The sequence below is a fragment of the Pseudomonas sp. NPDC008258 genome, from assembly GCF_042956345.1.
In the GTDB taxonomy this organism is placed as follows: domain Bacteria; phylum Pseudomonadota; class Gammaproteobacteria; order Pseudomonadales; family Pseudomonadaceae; genus Aquipseudomonas.
Window position 1 is genome coordinate 77,292 of the sequence record NZ_JBIBGE010000011.1, and the last position, 13,980, is coordinate 91,271.

General features: G+C 63.1%; 10 protein-coding genes. 3 read left to right on the top strand and 7 right to left on the bottom strand.

The genetic code is table 11. The features are described 5' to 3' along the window. Positions 1-190: 190 nt before the first annotated feature. The 4 genes from ACFY9W_RS11290 to ACFY9W_RS11305 all read right to left on the bottom strand — a co-directional run bounded on the left by ACFY9W_RS11290 (position 191) and on the right by ACFY9W_RS11305 (position 5,320). Complete coding sequence (locus tag ACFY9W_RS11290; protein ID WP_391129803.1) at positions 191-1,246, bottom strand: lipocalin-like domain-containing protein; 1,056 nt, start codon at positions 1,244-1,246, stop codon at positions 191-193. Beyond that, the gene (locus ACFY9W_RS11295; RefSeq protein WP_391129806.1) at positions 1,236-3,680 is read right to left on the bottom strand and encodes an FtsX-like permease family protein; all 2,445 of its coding nucleotides are present in this window, start codon (positions 3,678-3,680) and stop codon (positions 1,236-1,238) included. Before ACFY9W_RS11295 ends, ACFY9W_RS11290 begins: the two co-directional genes overlap by 11 nt. Further along, positions 3,680-4,345 carry an ATP-binding cassette domain-containing protein gene (locus tag ACFY9W_RS11300; RefSeq protein WP_391129809.1) on the bottom strand — a complete coding sequence of 222 codons (666 nt, stop codon included), beginning with the start codon at positions 4,343-4,345 and terminating at the stop codon, positions 3,680-3,682. The genes ACFY9W_RS11295 and ACFY9W_RS11300 overlap by 1 nt, the downstream gene beginning before the upstream one ends. A gap of 126 nt (positions 4,346-4,471) precedes the next feature. Next, a complete protein-coding gene (locus ACFY9W_RS11305; RefSeq protein ID WP_391129812.1) occupies positions 4,472-5,320 on the bottom strand; it encodes an EamA family transporter in 849 nt (282 codons plus the stop codon). A 490-nt stretch (positions 5,321-5,810) separates the two neighbouring features. On the opposite strand from ACFY9W_RS11305, the gene ACFY9W_RS11310 reads away from it, so the two are divergent. Beyond that, positions 5,811-6,878: a Rieske 2Fe-2S domain-containing protein gene (locus tag ACFY9W_RS11310; RefSeq protein ID WP_391129815.1), complete on the top strand. Its 1,068-nt coding sequence runs from the start codon at positions 5,811-5,813 to the stop codon at positions 6,876-6,878. A 12-nt stretch (positions 6,879-6,890) separates the two neighbouring features. Further along, entirely contained in the window at positions 6,891-7,841 is a 951-nt protein-coding gene (locus tag ACFY9W_RS11315) for a 2Fe-2S iron-sulfur cluster-binding protein (protein WP_391129818.1), read from the top strand. 6 nt (positions 7,842-7,847) lie between these two features. On the opposite strand, the gene ACFY9W_RS11320 is transcribed toward ACFY9W_RS11315, so the two are convergent. The 3 genes from ACFY9W_RS11320 to ACFY9W_RS11330 all read right to left on the bottom strand — a co-directional run bounded on the left by ACFY9W_RS11320 (position 7,848) and on the right by ACFY9W_RS11330 (position 11,449). After that, positions 7,848-8,561: an FCD domain-containing protein gene (locus ACFY9W_RS11320; protein WP_391130059.1), complete on the bottom strand. Its 714-nt coding sequence runs from the start codon at positions 8,559-8,561 to the stop codon at positions 7,848-7,850. Positions 8,562-8,751: 190 nt separating this feature from the next. Then, positions 8,752-10,005: an OprD family outer membrane porin gene (locus ACFY9W_RS11325; protein ID WP_391129821.1), complete on the bottom strand. Its 1,254-nt coding sequence runs from the start codon at positions 10,003-10,005 to the stop codon at positions 8,752-8,754. A 103-nt stretch (positions 10,006-10,108) separates the two neighbouring features. Next, on the bottom strand, positions 10,109-11,449 hold the full coding sequence (locus ACFY9W_RS11330) for an MFS transporter (protein ID WP_391129824.1): 1,341 nt from the start codon (positions 11,447-11,449) through the stop codon (positions 10,109-10,111). A 570-nt stretch (positions 11,450-12,019) separates the two neighbouring features. Between ACFY9W_RS11330 and mrdA the strand changes: the two genes are divergently transcribed. Next, on the top strand, positions 12,020-13,915 hold the full coding sequence (gene mrdA, locus ACFY9W_RS11335; protein ID WP_391129827.1) for a penicillin-binding protein 2: 1,896 nt from the start codon (positions 12,020-12,022) through the stop codon (positions 13,913-13,915). Positions 13,916-13,980 lie beyond the last annotated feature (65 nt).

Sequence of the window (13,980 nt, forward strand, 5' to 3'; positions counted from 1 at the left end):
CGCGAAGCAAGCAACGCGGTGCATGGCACCGGCTGCGCCGGTGTTCGCGGGCGCGCCCGCTCCCACAGGGTACGCGATGTGCCCGGCATCAGTTCTCTGCGCGACAGCGCAGCCCAATGGGCTGGGCAATCTCCCACAGCATGTACGACTCGCTGAAGAGATGTGTTTCCAGCAGGAGACAGGGGCAAGGTCAATACCCCGTCATTTCCAGATACCCGCGCCCACCCGTATTCCCTGTCAACCGCACCGGCCCTTCCCAGTACGGAAATCGCGTATCCATCCATGCCTGCGGTTGCACTGCGTCAACCTGCAAATCCACACCATGCTCCGGTACCTGTACCCGCCAACGTGTCGGCACCCGCTTGCCATTTTTCTGAGCTGCCCAGGCCAGCGCGTGCATCTGGATCTGCTCCGCTTCAAGCGCTACAACCTCACCCTGCGGCCCCACCCAGGTACCCGCCCGATACGCCTCACCCTGCGCCTCGCGCACCTGGAACAGCATCAACTTTGCCCCACTGCCCAGGTGAAGCGAAAACCAGTCCCAACCCGTTTGCCCGGCCGCCAGCGGCTGGCTGCTCCATTCTCGGTCGAGCCAGGCCTGGCCCGTGACCGCGATGCACATGCCATCACGCTCCACTTCCCCGCGCACACGGTAAAACGGCTGGCTGTAATAGTAAGAGGCCTGCCCCTTGCCGGACTTCTCGCTGTAGCCCTGATCGCCATGCAGCACCAAGGGCCGATCACTGCCCAGCCGCAAGTCGTAGCGAAAACCTGCGCCCCCGGCGACCATGTGCAAACGCTCGATGCCAGCCCCGCCCTGCAACGCCCAATCATTGATCCACGCCCGGAACGGCTGGGCCTGCACACCGGCCTGGCCGATACCACCGCGCGCCAGGGTTTCGCCAGACTGGTGCCCACCCGGGCCGGTCAAGGCCGCGTGCCCCATCCACACGTTCGGGCTGTTCCAGTCGGCGGTTTCCGGGCCTGGGCGCAGGGCCGAACGGAACAGCGTCCACTGCGCGCCCCAGTCACGCCCTTGGGCATCCTTGAGGTTGGCGGTGACGTACCACCACTCGATGCGAAAACCCTCATGAGGGCCGTGGTCACGCGGGAACGCCAGGCGATGCTCGCGGGTGACCTGGCTGAACCCGCCTGCCTGCTGCCCAAGCCCGGCATAGCCTTGTGGTGCCGGTTGGTCACAGGCACTGAGCAGGCCGCACAGTAACCACCACGCACTACGCTTCATCGGCAAACGGCCTCAACAGTTCGCGGGGCTGGCGGCGCGCCAGTTGCCACAACGGCCAGGCGCTGGCCAGCAGGCTGGTAAACAGGCCCAGCACAGCCAGCTGCACCAGTTGCGCAGGGAACATGTAGAGCGGCAAGCGCCAGCCGAACGCCTGCACATTGACCACCGCCACCAGGCACCAGGCCAGCAACACCCCCAACGGGATGGCCAGCAATACCGTGAAGCTGCTTAGCATCAGCGTTTGCCCCAGGCTCAGCCACACCAGCCGCCTGCGCGGCACGCCCAGCGCCCACAGTGGTGCCAGCTGGTTCAGCCGGGTCTGGCCCAACGTCAGCAGGTTGATGAACAGCGCCACGCCGGCCACGCCAAGCGTGAGGCTGTTGAGCGCGGCGGTGGCGGCGAAGGTACGGTTGAACACGTCGGTAGACCAACTTTTCAGGCGTGCCTGCTCTACCACGCGGCTGTCGTCCAGGCCGAAGTGCTGCTGCAATGCAGCCTCGGTGACGGCCACCTGGTCGGCGGGCAGATCAACGCTCAACCCGGTCAGCATCGCCTTTGGCCAGTGCGCACGCAACCAACCGGCATTCACCAGCACATGGCCCTTGGGGTTGCCGTAGTCGGCATAGATCCCGACCACCGTCATGGCCTGCGAAGGCAACGTCAGGCGGTCGCCCAGGTGCAGCTTCAAGCGCCTGGCCAATTGTTCACTGAGCATCACGGCCTGCCCGCTGGCCAGTTGCTCCCAGGCGTGAGACTGCTGCTCAAGCAACGGCCAACGTTTGAGGTAGATGGGGTGATCGACGATGCCCTGGAACTGCACCGGCCAACCCTGCAATCGGGTTTCAACACGCCAGCCAGGCAACACCGTGCTCACGGCAGGTTGCTGGCCGAGCCATTCGGCAATCTGCAAACCTTGGGCGGTATCCCGAGGGGTGACATACAGGTCGGCAGACAGGCGCGTGTCCAGCCAGCCGATGAACGTCTTGCGAAAGCCCTCGGTCATGCTGCCCACACCAACACTGGCCGCCAGTGCCAGCAACAGGGCCATCAGCGCCAGGCTCAGGGCCGGCAGTTGCTGGCGGCAATCGGCGACAAACCATTGTGCCAAGGGGCGCTGGCAATACCGCGTCAAAACACCCAGCACCCAGTCGAGCAACGCCGGCAACAACAGCGCCGCCGCCAGCAATAGCCCAGCCAGCATGGCAAACGCGCTGGTCAGGCTGTTACCCAGCACGCCACAGGCCAACGCCAGCAACAATAGAAAGCCCGCCACGCTGGCCTGGCGCCTTGACCACGGCCCTTGCGCCAGCCGCCAGGCCTGAGGTTGTGCCAACGCCAATAATGGCAACCGGGCCGCACGCAACACGCTGCCAAAGCCTGCCAGCAATGCACCCAGCACACTCACCAGTACTCCCGTCAGCCACCACCCTGCGGGCAAGCTCAGTGTGCCGGCAACCTGGGCGCCATAAAGGCCACGCAAGCTGGCGGCCACATCAGGCAACAACCACGCGGCCAGCCCATACCCACTGACCACACCGGCCAACCCACCCAGCACGGCGAACAGGCCCAGCTCCAGCATCAAGGCACACAGCAGGGTGTTCAAGCTCACCCCACAGGCACGCAGGTTGCGGATCAGGCCACGGCGCTGTTCCAGTGCCAGGCCGATGGCGGCATGAGCGATGAACAGGCCAACAACGAACGCCAGCAGGCCAAGGGCGGTCAGGTTGAGGTGAAAACTGTCGGTCAGCCGCTGCAAGCCACCGTCGTCCTGCGGCGGCTGCAATTCGAGCAAGGGCGCGATCGCGGCAGGCAGCGGCCCCGGCTCGCCGGCCAGCAACAACCGCGACAACTGCCCTGGCGCGTGCAGCAAGCGCTGGGCCTGGCCGATGTCGACAATCATTACACCGGGCGCCAGCGCAGGTTGAAGCACCAAGGGTGGAAGCTGTTGCCCTTCGCTGTCGCGCGGTGGACCTACGCCCAGTTGGCGCCAGGTATCCGGCCCTACCCAGGCTTGCCCGGGTGAGCCGATGAATGCCTGCAAATCGAATGCTTGCGGCTGCACGCCCGCGATACTGCTGGCCGGCGGCAGGCTCAAGGGCTCGATGCCGATCAGCCGAATGCTACGTGCCGGCGCCCCCGGCAAGCGCAGGCGCCCTTCCAGTACCGGTGTCACAGCCCATCCCTGCCTGCGCAGCTGCACATACAACCCCTGGTCGAACCGCTCGCCATTGCGCGGCACCAGTTGCGCCTGCAACGGCCCGGCCAGTACGGCACTGGCCCGGGCATAGTCACTGCGTGCCTGGCTGTTCAGCGCCTGTACACCCGTCCACAGCGCCGTCGCCAGCCACAGCCCGGTCAATATGCTGACAAACTGCACCCGATGGCGCCGCCAATGGCTGAGCAACGCCAACACCGCCAGCGACAAAAGCCTCATCAGCCCTGCCCTGGCTGAACGCGGCCGGCTTGCAGGTAGCAACGCTGCTGCAAACGTGCCGCCAGCCGTGGGCTATGGGTCACCATCAGCACACCACTGCCGGCCTCGGCGACCAGTTGCAGCAGCAGGCTCAGCACCTCGTCACTGCTGGCTTCGTCAAGGCTGCCGGTCGGCTCATCGGCCAGCAGCCACGCCGGGCGCCCGGCCAACGCACGGCCAATGGCGACCCGCTGCTGCTGGCCGCCGGACAACTGTTCCGGGTAGCGCCCCAGCAAATCCGCCAGGCCCAGGCGTTCTGCCAGGTAGGCCACCCATTGCCGGTCATGCCGGCCGGCCAGCCTTGCCTGAAATGCGAGGTTTGCCGCCACGTCCAGGCTGCTGATCAGGTTGTATTGCTGGAACACCAGGCCAATGCCCTCCCGCCGCCACTGCGCCAACGCTGCTTCCGAGCGGCTGTCGAGCGGCGAGTCGTCGATCAGGATGCGGCCACTGTCGGCACGGTCCAGGCCGGCGACCAGGTGCAGCAAGGTGCTCTTGCCGCTGCCCGACTCGCCCATCAGCGCCAGGCTGCTGCCGCGGGCCAGGTGCAGGTTGACGCCCTGTAGGACCGGGAGCGGGCCTTGGGGGGTGGGGAATGATTTGTGGAGGTTTTCGATGGCGAGCATCGATGGGCCTTGGTGGGTTGGCTGTATGTCTAGTAATAGCAGCTTCAGCTCAGCACAGACATGCAGGTACCCCCGTGAGGGTCACGCCTACCGCCCCATGGGTCCATGCTGATGTCCAGGCAGGAACTACAATAGATGCAGAACTATGGCACCAAGTAACACCAAGGCCACCCCCAGAAGTTGCCTTGGCATCAAACGTTCCCTGTAGACCACGTACCCGAGCATCGCCGCCACCCCGCCAGAAAGCGTACTGATAACAGTAACAATTGACACTGCCCCCTCAAGCACCCCAAAAGAAAACGCTGCAAAGCCTCCCAGGTTGAATAGGCTGGCCGCGCTGAGCATGGCACAATCCTTGACCGTCAAACTTGTGCGCCCCCAAAAGCGGCGCAGTGTAAGCGAAAGGAAGATCGCACCTACACAATAGTTCAACCACAGCATGTTGACTGGACCAATCGCAGGCAATGTATATTTACCTTGAACCCAGAAGCTGCCCCCGTAGAACCCGGCGGCTAAAAGCGCAAAAACAATCGCAGGCCCATCGCGACGTTTTGATTGAGGGAGCAGGTTGCTGTGCCCTAAGCCCACAAGCATCACTCCAAACGCGCAGGTAGCAATGCCGGCAAACTGATAGGCCGTAAGCTGCTCGCCCCCAACCCAGGCCAACAGGGTTGTGACAATACCGTACGAAGTGACTAGCGGCGCAACGACTGCAGTACGCCCCTGGGTCAACGCTTTTGTCAGGCAGAGGGCACCGAGCAAAGTCAAGACTGCTGCGACAAGGCAGATGATCAAGAGTGTACTGTCGGCGGTCTGAATCGAACTGAGGCTACTTGATTGCAGCGCAATGACGCTGAGTATGACCAGACCAATTATTTGACCGTAGAACACTGAGCGCGTGACCCCCAGCGACCTGCCATTCACGCTTACCAGATAATCTGTAACACCCCAGCATATGGCTGCGACCAGCCCCATTAGTACATCCACCCCAACCCCCTCTACTCAGTACGACTCACCTCGCTCACACAACTTAGTTGGCGAATAAAACATTAAAGAAAACTGACATTAGTTCCGTCAATCGCCTGATTACGACTGAACATTACTAAAATTTAATATAGGAAAACTCTGACAGCAAATAGGACATTCCCCCTACAGCATAAGTAACTGATTCAGACTTCCGCGGTATCACCAACATAATTCGCAATCTAACTGGCGCGGGTCTCGCCCGTGTTCACGGGCACGCCCCAATGCCAGTCGGTTCAGCAATTTTGGGCTGCTTTGCAGCCCGATCGCGACACAAGGCCGCTCCTGTACAGGTGAACACCACGGCCTCTCCAGTGGATCCAAGATAAGTCCGATAATCGCACGAAAGCCTCACAAAACAAGGTAAACGTGTTGACCTCAGGCACGATCGACAGCTCTAATGGATCCATTAAATAAAAACAAAACCCCGGAGAGCCTCCCCATGTACCCCAAAAACACCTGGTACGTAGCCTGCACCCCCGACGAAATCGCCACCAAGCCTCTGGGCCGGCAGATATGCGGCGAGAAGATCGTGTTCTACCGCAGCCACGAGAACCGCGTAGCCGCCGTAGAGGACTTCTGCCCACACCGGGGTGCGCCGTTGTCGCTGGGCTATGTTGAAGACGGCAACCTGGTGTGTGGCTACCACGGCTTGGTGATGGGCTGCGATGGCAAGACCGTGTCGATGCCGGGCCAGCGGGTTCGGGGCTTCCCCTGCAACAAAACCTTCGCTGCGGTGGAGCGCTATGGCTTCATCTGGGTCTGGCCCGGCGACCAGGCGCAGGCCGACCCGGCGCTGATCCCGCATCTGGAATGGGCAGTCAACGATGAGTGGGCCTACGGCGGTGGGCTGTTCCACATTGGTTGCGACTACCGCCTGATGATCGACAACCTGATGGACCTGACCCACGAAACCTACGTGCACGCCTCCAGCATCGGCCAGAAGGAAATCGACGAAGCGCCGCCAGTCACCACCGTTACCGGCGACGAGGTGGTGACTGCCCGGCACATGGAAAACATCATGGCCCCGCCCTTCTGGCGCATGGCGTTGCGTGGCAACGGGCTGGCCGACGATGTGCCGGTGGACCGCTGGCAGATCTGCCGCTTCACCCCGCCCAGCCACGTGCTGATCGAGGTAGGCGTGGCGCATGCCGGCAAGGGTGGCTACCACGCGGATGCGCAGCACAAGGCGTCGAGCATCGTGGTCGACTTCATCACGCCGGAAAGCGACACCTCGATCTGGTATTTCTGGGGCATGGCGCGCAACTTCGCCGCGCAAGACCAGGCGTTGACCGACAACATCCGTGAAGGCCAGGGCAAGATTTTCAGCGAAGACCTGGAGATGCTGGAGCTTCAGCAAAAGAACCTGCTGGCCTACCCCGAACGCAACCTGCTGAAGCTGAACATCGATGCCGGTGGCGTGCAGTCGCGCAAGATCCTGGAGCGGATCATCGCCAAAGAGCGTGCGCCGCAACCGCAACTGATCGCCACCAGCGCCACCCCTGCCTGAGGAGAAACCGACATGATCGATGCCGTAGTGGTTTCCCGTAACGATGAGGCGCAGGGCATTTGCAGCTTCGAACTGGCGGCAGCGGATGGCAGCCTGTTGCCGGCGTTCAGCGCGGGGGCGCATATCGATGTGCACCTGCCTGACGGGCTGGTGCGCCAGTATTCCTTGTGCAACCACCCCGAAGAGCGCCACCGCTACCTGATCGGCGTACTCAACGACCCGGCCTCGCGGGGTGGCTCACGCAGCTTGCACGAGCAGGTGCAGGCCGGCACGCGCCTGCGTATCAGCGCACCACGCAACCTGTTCCCGCTGGCGGAAGGGGCGCGGCGCAGCGTGCTGTTTGCCGGAGGCATCGGGATTACCCCGATCCTGTGCATGGCCGAGCACCTGGCACAAAGCGGTGGGGATTTCGAACTGCACTACTGCGCCCGCTCAAGTGAGCGTGCTGCATTTGTCGAGCGCATTCGCAAGGCACCTTTCGCCGACCGCCTGTTCGTGCATTTTGACGAGCAGCCGGAAACGGCCCTAGACATTTCACGGGTACTGGCTGACCCGCAGCCGGACGTACACCTGTACGTGTGCGGGCCGGGTGGCTTCATGCAGCATGTGCTGGACAGTGCCAGAGGCCTGGGCTGGCAGGAGGCTTGCCTGCACCGGGAGTACTTTGCCGCAGCCCCCGTGGATGCCAGCAACGATGGCAGCTTCTCGGTACAGGTCGCCAGCACCGGCCAGGTGTTCGAGGTGCCGGCCGACCAAACGGTGGTGCAGGTGCTGGAACAGAACGGTATCGAGATCGCCATGTCATGCGAACAGGGCATTTGCGGCACTTGCCTGACGCGCGTGCTGCAAGGCACGCCGGATCATCGCGACATGTTCCTGACCGAAGAGGAACAAGCGCTGAACGATCAGTTCACGCCCTGCTGCTCGCGCTCCAGAACACCCCTGTTGGTGCTGGACATCTGAACCGGCCTACGCCGAGGGCAGGATGACCTTCATGCCCTCTTCCACCGTTGCCCCACCAAAGGTTTCGGCATAGCGCAAGGTGGCGTTGGCGTGCTCGCGCATGATGGCTTCGGCGCGGGCGCCCTGACGGTTGACCAGGGCATCGAATGCCGCGTGATGCTGCATGTGCGCAAAGTTGAAACGCCGGTATTCGCGGGCCAGGTTGTGGCGGTCCACTGCCAGGGCGGTGACCGAAGCGAATGGCAGGTGGTCGTTACGCGCCAAGGCGTCGGCAATGGCCGGGTTGCGGCTGGCCTCGATGATGACCTGGTGAAAGCGCATGTTGAGGTCGTGGTAGGCCTGCAGGTCTTCTTCGGTGACAAAGCCTTTGTCGAACAGGTGGTCGCCTTCGACCAGGCAACGTTGCAACGCTTCGCGGGCCTGGGCTGACAGGCCACGTTCTGCGGCCTGGCGGGCAGCCAGGCCTTCCAGCACGCCGCGCACCTCGACTGCACCGGCGATGTCATCGGCACTGACCGAGCGCACCTGGAAGCCCCGGCCACCAAAGCGTACCAGCAGGCCTTCCTGCTCAAGGGTGCGAAACGCCATGCGCACGGGCATGCGTGACACACCGAACAGTTCAGCAGTGGGGACTTCCATCAAGCGCTCGCCGGCCGCCAGCTCGCCCGAGGCGATCATCTTGCGCAACGCGACCAGCACCATTTGACCAGGCTTGCTCATCCGGGCTACTTCCAGGGACATGAGCGGGCATCTTAGCGTATGGCGGGGTGCATGGCACCGGCTGCGCCGGTGTTCGCGGCGGTTCGACGCCTCGACAAGCCCGCTCCCACAGGATCGCGGGTAACCCAGGGTAAGCCTGGACCCTGTGGGAGCGGGCGCGCCCGCGAAGAAGGCGACGCGGTGCAAGCTTTTATAGAGACAGCGGGTAGCTCACAATCAACCGGGTCTGATCAAAATCGCTGTTGAAACTGCGCCGGTTGGTCGCGTTGTTCAGGCGGATGTTAAGGTCCTTCAACACCCCACTCTGGAAGGTGTAGTTCACCTCGGTATCGCGCTCCCATTCCTTGCCATTGCGGCCTGCCGCGGTGGTGGCATTCTCCCCATGCCCATAACGCACCATGGCCAGCAGCCCTGGTATACCCAGCGCAGCAAAGTTGTAGTCGTAACGCACTTGCCACGAACGCTCGTCGGCGTTGCTGAAATTGCCGTTGAACATGTCGTTGCCCAATGTCCGGCCGCTGCTGCCGTACACCGACATCCACTGGCTGTCGCCACTCACCTTCTGCAACCCCAGGTACAGCGTGTGGCCGCTGTGCGAGGCCGAGAGCAATGCGTAGCCGGTGCGGCTCTGGATATGGCCGATGCGGGCCTGGCCGTCGTCCCGGTCGATGAAATAGCCCAGGTTGGCGCCTAGCGTCCACCCACCTACCCGCTGGCTATGCAGCACGTTGAAGTAGCTTTGCTGGTAGATATCTTCAAGCTGCGAATGCCAGGCGCCGATCAGCGTGCGCTGCTGGTTGAAGCGGTATTCGGCGCCGGCATAGGTGAAACCGTCCGAGGTCACACCGGGCGCAGCCCAGGCAGAAAGGTCCTGCATGTCGGACGAATTGCGCAAGCTTACCTCGCGGTATTGGCCGGCTTGCAGGCTCAGGCCTTCAATCTCCCGCGAGTCCAGCATCGCGCCACGGAATGTCTGCGGCAACAGGCGGCCATCGTCGTAACGCAGCAATGGAATGTCTGGCAGCAGTTCACCCACCTTCAGCTCAGTGGCCGAAATGCGTACCTTCGCCGCCAGCCCGGCACGCCCATAATCGTCGGTCGCACCCCCGTCATCGTGCACCGGCAGCAGTTCGGAACCACTGGTGCCACGGCCGCTGTCCAGCTTCACGCCGAACATGGCGATGCCGTCCAGGCCGAAACCGACCAGCCCAGGGGTATAGCCAGAACTGAACTTGAAAATGAAACCCTGGGCCCACTCTTCGACCTTGCCCTTGGCCGCCCCCGGGTCGCGGAAATCGCGGTTGAAGTAGTAGTTGCGCAGGGTCAGCCCGGCCTTGGCATCGTCCAGGAAGCCGCCCTCCCCGGCCCAGGCAGGCAAGCCCAGGCCAAGCGCCAGCGATACCGCCAGGGCCGAACGGGCCGGTGTGCAGGTTGTATGCAGCATTATTATTGTTCTCCGCTTTTCATAGGCGCAGCCGACCGCCGCAGGCCAACATGGGCCTGCGCCGGCAAGCTGCATTCAGGTACCCGGCCAGGCCGGGCGGCACTTACTGGCTCAGTGCTTCGGCAGGTGCAACGGGTGTTGGCCTGGCCATTGGCCGAAGCAGCAGCAAGCAGCCTGCGGCCAGCACGAAGACAATGGCGAACACCCCGTACAGGTGCAGGGGTTGCCAGCCGCCATCCAGCAACACACCGGCCACGGTCGGCGAAAGGATGGCGCCCATGCGGCCGATGCCGATGCCCCAGCCCACGCCGGTGGCGCGTACCGAGGCGTCATAGACCACAGGCGACAGTGCGTACAGGCCGGCCACGCAACCGTTGGAGAACAACCCGATCAGCAGCCCCAGTGCCAGCGCGGCACTGACCGAAGCGCCATTGGCCACGAACAGCACCAGCAACGCCGCCGTGATCAGCATGAACAAGGCCAGCACACGCGTGAGTGGCCAGCGCGAGGACAGGCCACCGATCAACGCCGCGCCAAGGATGCCGCCGACACTCAACAGCACCCCGCCGGTGATGCCCTGCTGGGCCGACAGGCCGGCGGCCACCAGCAGCTTGGGCGTCCAGCTCATGACAAAGTAGAAGCCGAACATGACCAGGAAGAACAGCAGCCAGATCACCAGCGTGGTACGGCGCATGGCCGGTGCCAGCAGTTGCCGGAAGCCGCTGGCAGCGCCCTGCGCCCTGGCAGTGGGTGCAGGCAGCTGCGCGAGGGCCGGCTGACCGAGGCGTATAGCCAGGCGGTTGACCCGCGCCAGTGCATTGGCCGGGCGGCGCGCCAGCAGGAAGTCCAGCGACTCCGGCAACCACAGCAGTACCAGCGGGATCACCAGCACCGTGACAACGCCGCCAAACAGGAACACCGAGCGCCAGCCCCAATGCCCCAGCAACCACACCGCCAGCAAACCGCCCAGCGTCGCGCCCAGGGCATAACCGGTTGATTGCAGGCTTACCGCCAGGCCACGCCAGCGCTTGCTGGCATATTCACTGGCAATCACGTTGCTGCTGGCCAGGATGCCGCCGATGCCCAGCCCGGTCAGGCCACGCAGCAGCGCCAGTTGCAACGGGGTCTGGCTCATGGCCGAGAGCAACATGCCGATGCCGGAAAGCGCCAGGCACAGCAGGATCAGCGGGCGGCGACCAAAGCGGTCGGCCCACGGCGCAATGAACAACGACCCGGCCGCCATGCCGAACAGGCCGGCGCTAAGCAGCAGCCCCACCTGCGCGCCGTTCAGGCCCCACTCGGCAGACACAGAGGCAGCGGTGAAGGCCATCACCAGTACGTCGAAGCCGTCGATCATGTTGAGGACAATGCAAATACCAATGGCCAGGCACTGGAAGCGGCCCATCGGGTCGTTGTCCAGGCGTTGCTTGAGATCGGTATTCATGGGGTCACCTGCTGGCCCAGGCTGGCCGAAGGTGGAAGGACAGATGCGCACGCGCAGGCAAAGCGGAGGGAACGTCGACGGTTCCGTGCCCCTGGATAGCCATTCATGACTTGGACCCTTTTTGTAATTGTTATCGCATACGGCTGGAGGGCTCCGGCCGTTGTCAGGCGCTAATCAACCAGATAATGGATCCACAAACAACAAGGGACGCTTATCCGAGCGGCAAGGAACACGCATCCAAGATGTGATAAATCAAAGATAATAAGTATTTATTGATAATTTTCAGCTAGTTACAAAATTATCACCTCATTCAACTTCTGTTCGTTTATCGAACACTTACATTTCATGGATCCACAAAAACACAATGGATCAGGCCTTGCGCTCCATGACAGCGCCGCCATGAACAAATCTTCATGTTCGCCGCCAGCGCCCTGAATACGCGGCAGACAGCCACTGCCGCCCCACCGGCAACCATCACCCGCCTTGAGGCTGCGGTAGGTGTTGCGTAGCATCCCCGGCCCGATCGCGCGCCCGTACAGCCACCGCGATAGCTGCAGAAAAGAGCTACCAATGCCACAACCCATCCCCCTCAAGGACCACGAAAAGGAAAAGCACCTGGTCAACCGCCGGCTCCTGGCCTGCGCCGCCCTGGTGTTCAGCCTGTGTGCCGTGCTGGTGGGGCGGCTGTATGTATTGCAGGTGCTGCAGCACGACCAGCAAACCGCGGTATCGGAAAACAACCGCGTACACGTGCTGCCCATCGCCCCCGAACGCGGGCTGATCTACGACCGCAACGGCGTGGTGCTGGCCGACAACAAACCCAGCTTCGACCTGACCATGACACGCGAGCGGGCCGGCGGTGATTCGGCCAAGGTGCTCGACACCCTGGCCCAGGTACTGGGCCTGACCGAGGACGACCGCAAGCAGTTCGACAAGGACCTGCGCCGTGGCCGCAAGCCCTTCGAACCGGTAACCCTGATGGTGGGCCTGAGCGAAGAGCAGATTGCCCTGGTGGCGGTGAACCAGTTCCGCCTGCCGGGCCTGGAAGTGGAGCCGCAGTTCATCCGTGAGTACCCGCTGGCCGGGCATTTCGCCCACTCGGTGGGCTATGTGGGGCGCATCAACGAGAAAGAGGCCAAGGTCCTCGACAGCACCGAGTACCGCGGCACCCAGTCGATCGGCAAGACCGGTATCGAGCACTTCTACGAAAGCCAGCTGCACGGCCACGTAGGCTATGAGGAGGTCGAGACCAACGCCCAGGGCCGGGTGATGCGCGTGCTCAACCACAAAGACCCGACACCCGGGCAAGACATTGTCCTGACCCTGGACGCGCGCTTGCAGGTAGCCGCCGAAAAGGCACTGGGCGACCGCCGTGGCTCGGTGGTGGTGCTGGACCCGGCCAATGGCGATGTACTGGCGATGGTCAGCAACCCCAGCTTCGACCCCAACCTGTTCGTCAAGGGCATCAGCTTCAAGCAATACGCCGAGCTGCGCGACTCCATCGACCGCCCGCTGTTCAACCGCGTACTGCGCGGCCTGTATGCCCCAGGCTCGACGGTAAAGCCGGAAGTGGCCATTGCCGGTCTCGACAGCGGCGTGATTACCCCGGGCAGCCGGGTGTTCGACCCGGGCTATTACGAGCTGCCCAACTATGACCACAAGTACCGCAACTGGAACCGCAGCGGCGATGGCTGGGTGGACATGTACACCGCCATCATGCGTTCCAATGACACCTACTTCTACGACCTGGCACACAAGCTGGGCATCGACCGCCTGCACGACTACATGGCCGAGTTCGGCCTGGGCCAGAAGGTGTCGCTGGACATGTTCGAAGAAGCGTCCGGGCTGATGCCGTCAGCCCAGTGGAAGCGCGCCACCCGGCGCCAGGCCTGGTTCCCGGGGGAGACACTGATCCTGGGCATCGGCCAGGGCTACATGCAGGTCACCCCGCTGCAACTGGCCCAGGCCACCAGCCTGCTGGCAAGCAAAGGTGTGTGGCACCGCCCGCACCTGGCCATGACCGTGGGCGGCGCTACGCCAGTCGACCCCAACCCGATGCCTAACATCGTGCTGCACGACAAACACGCCTGGGACCAGGTCAGCCAAGGCATGCAGATGGTCATGCACGACCCGCGCGGTATCGCCCGTGCGGCGGCGGCAGGTGCGCAGTACCGGATTGCCGGCAAGAGTGGTACCGCGCAGGTGGTGGCGATCAAGCAGGGTGAGCGTTACAACCGCAACAAGACCCTGGAACGGCACCGCGACAACGCCCTGTTTGTGGGCTTTGCCCCGGCTGACCACCCGAGTGTGGTGGTGGCGGTGATGATCGAGAACGGTGAGGCTGGGGGCCGGGTGGCGGGGCCGGTGGTGCGGGAGGTGATGGATGCTTATCTGCTGGATGAGCAAGGGCATTTGAAGCCTGAGTATGCGGGCGGTGCAAGTGCCCGGAGCGTGCCACACACTTAGGTTTTTTGGGGCCGCTTCGCGCCCCATCGCCGGCAAGCCAGCTCCCACAGGGATCGCATACAGTT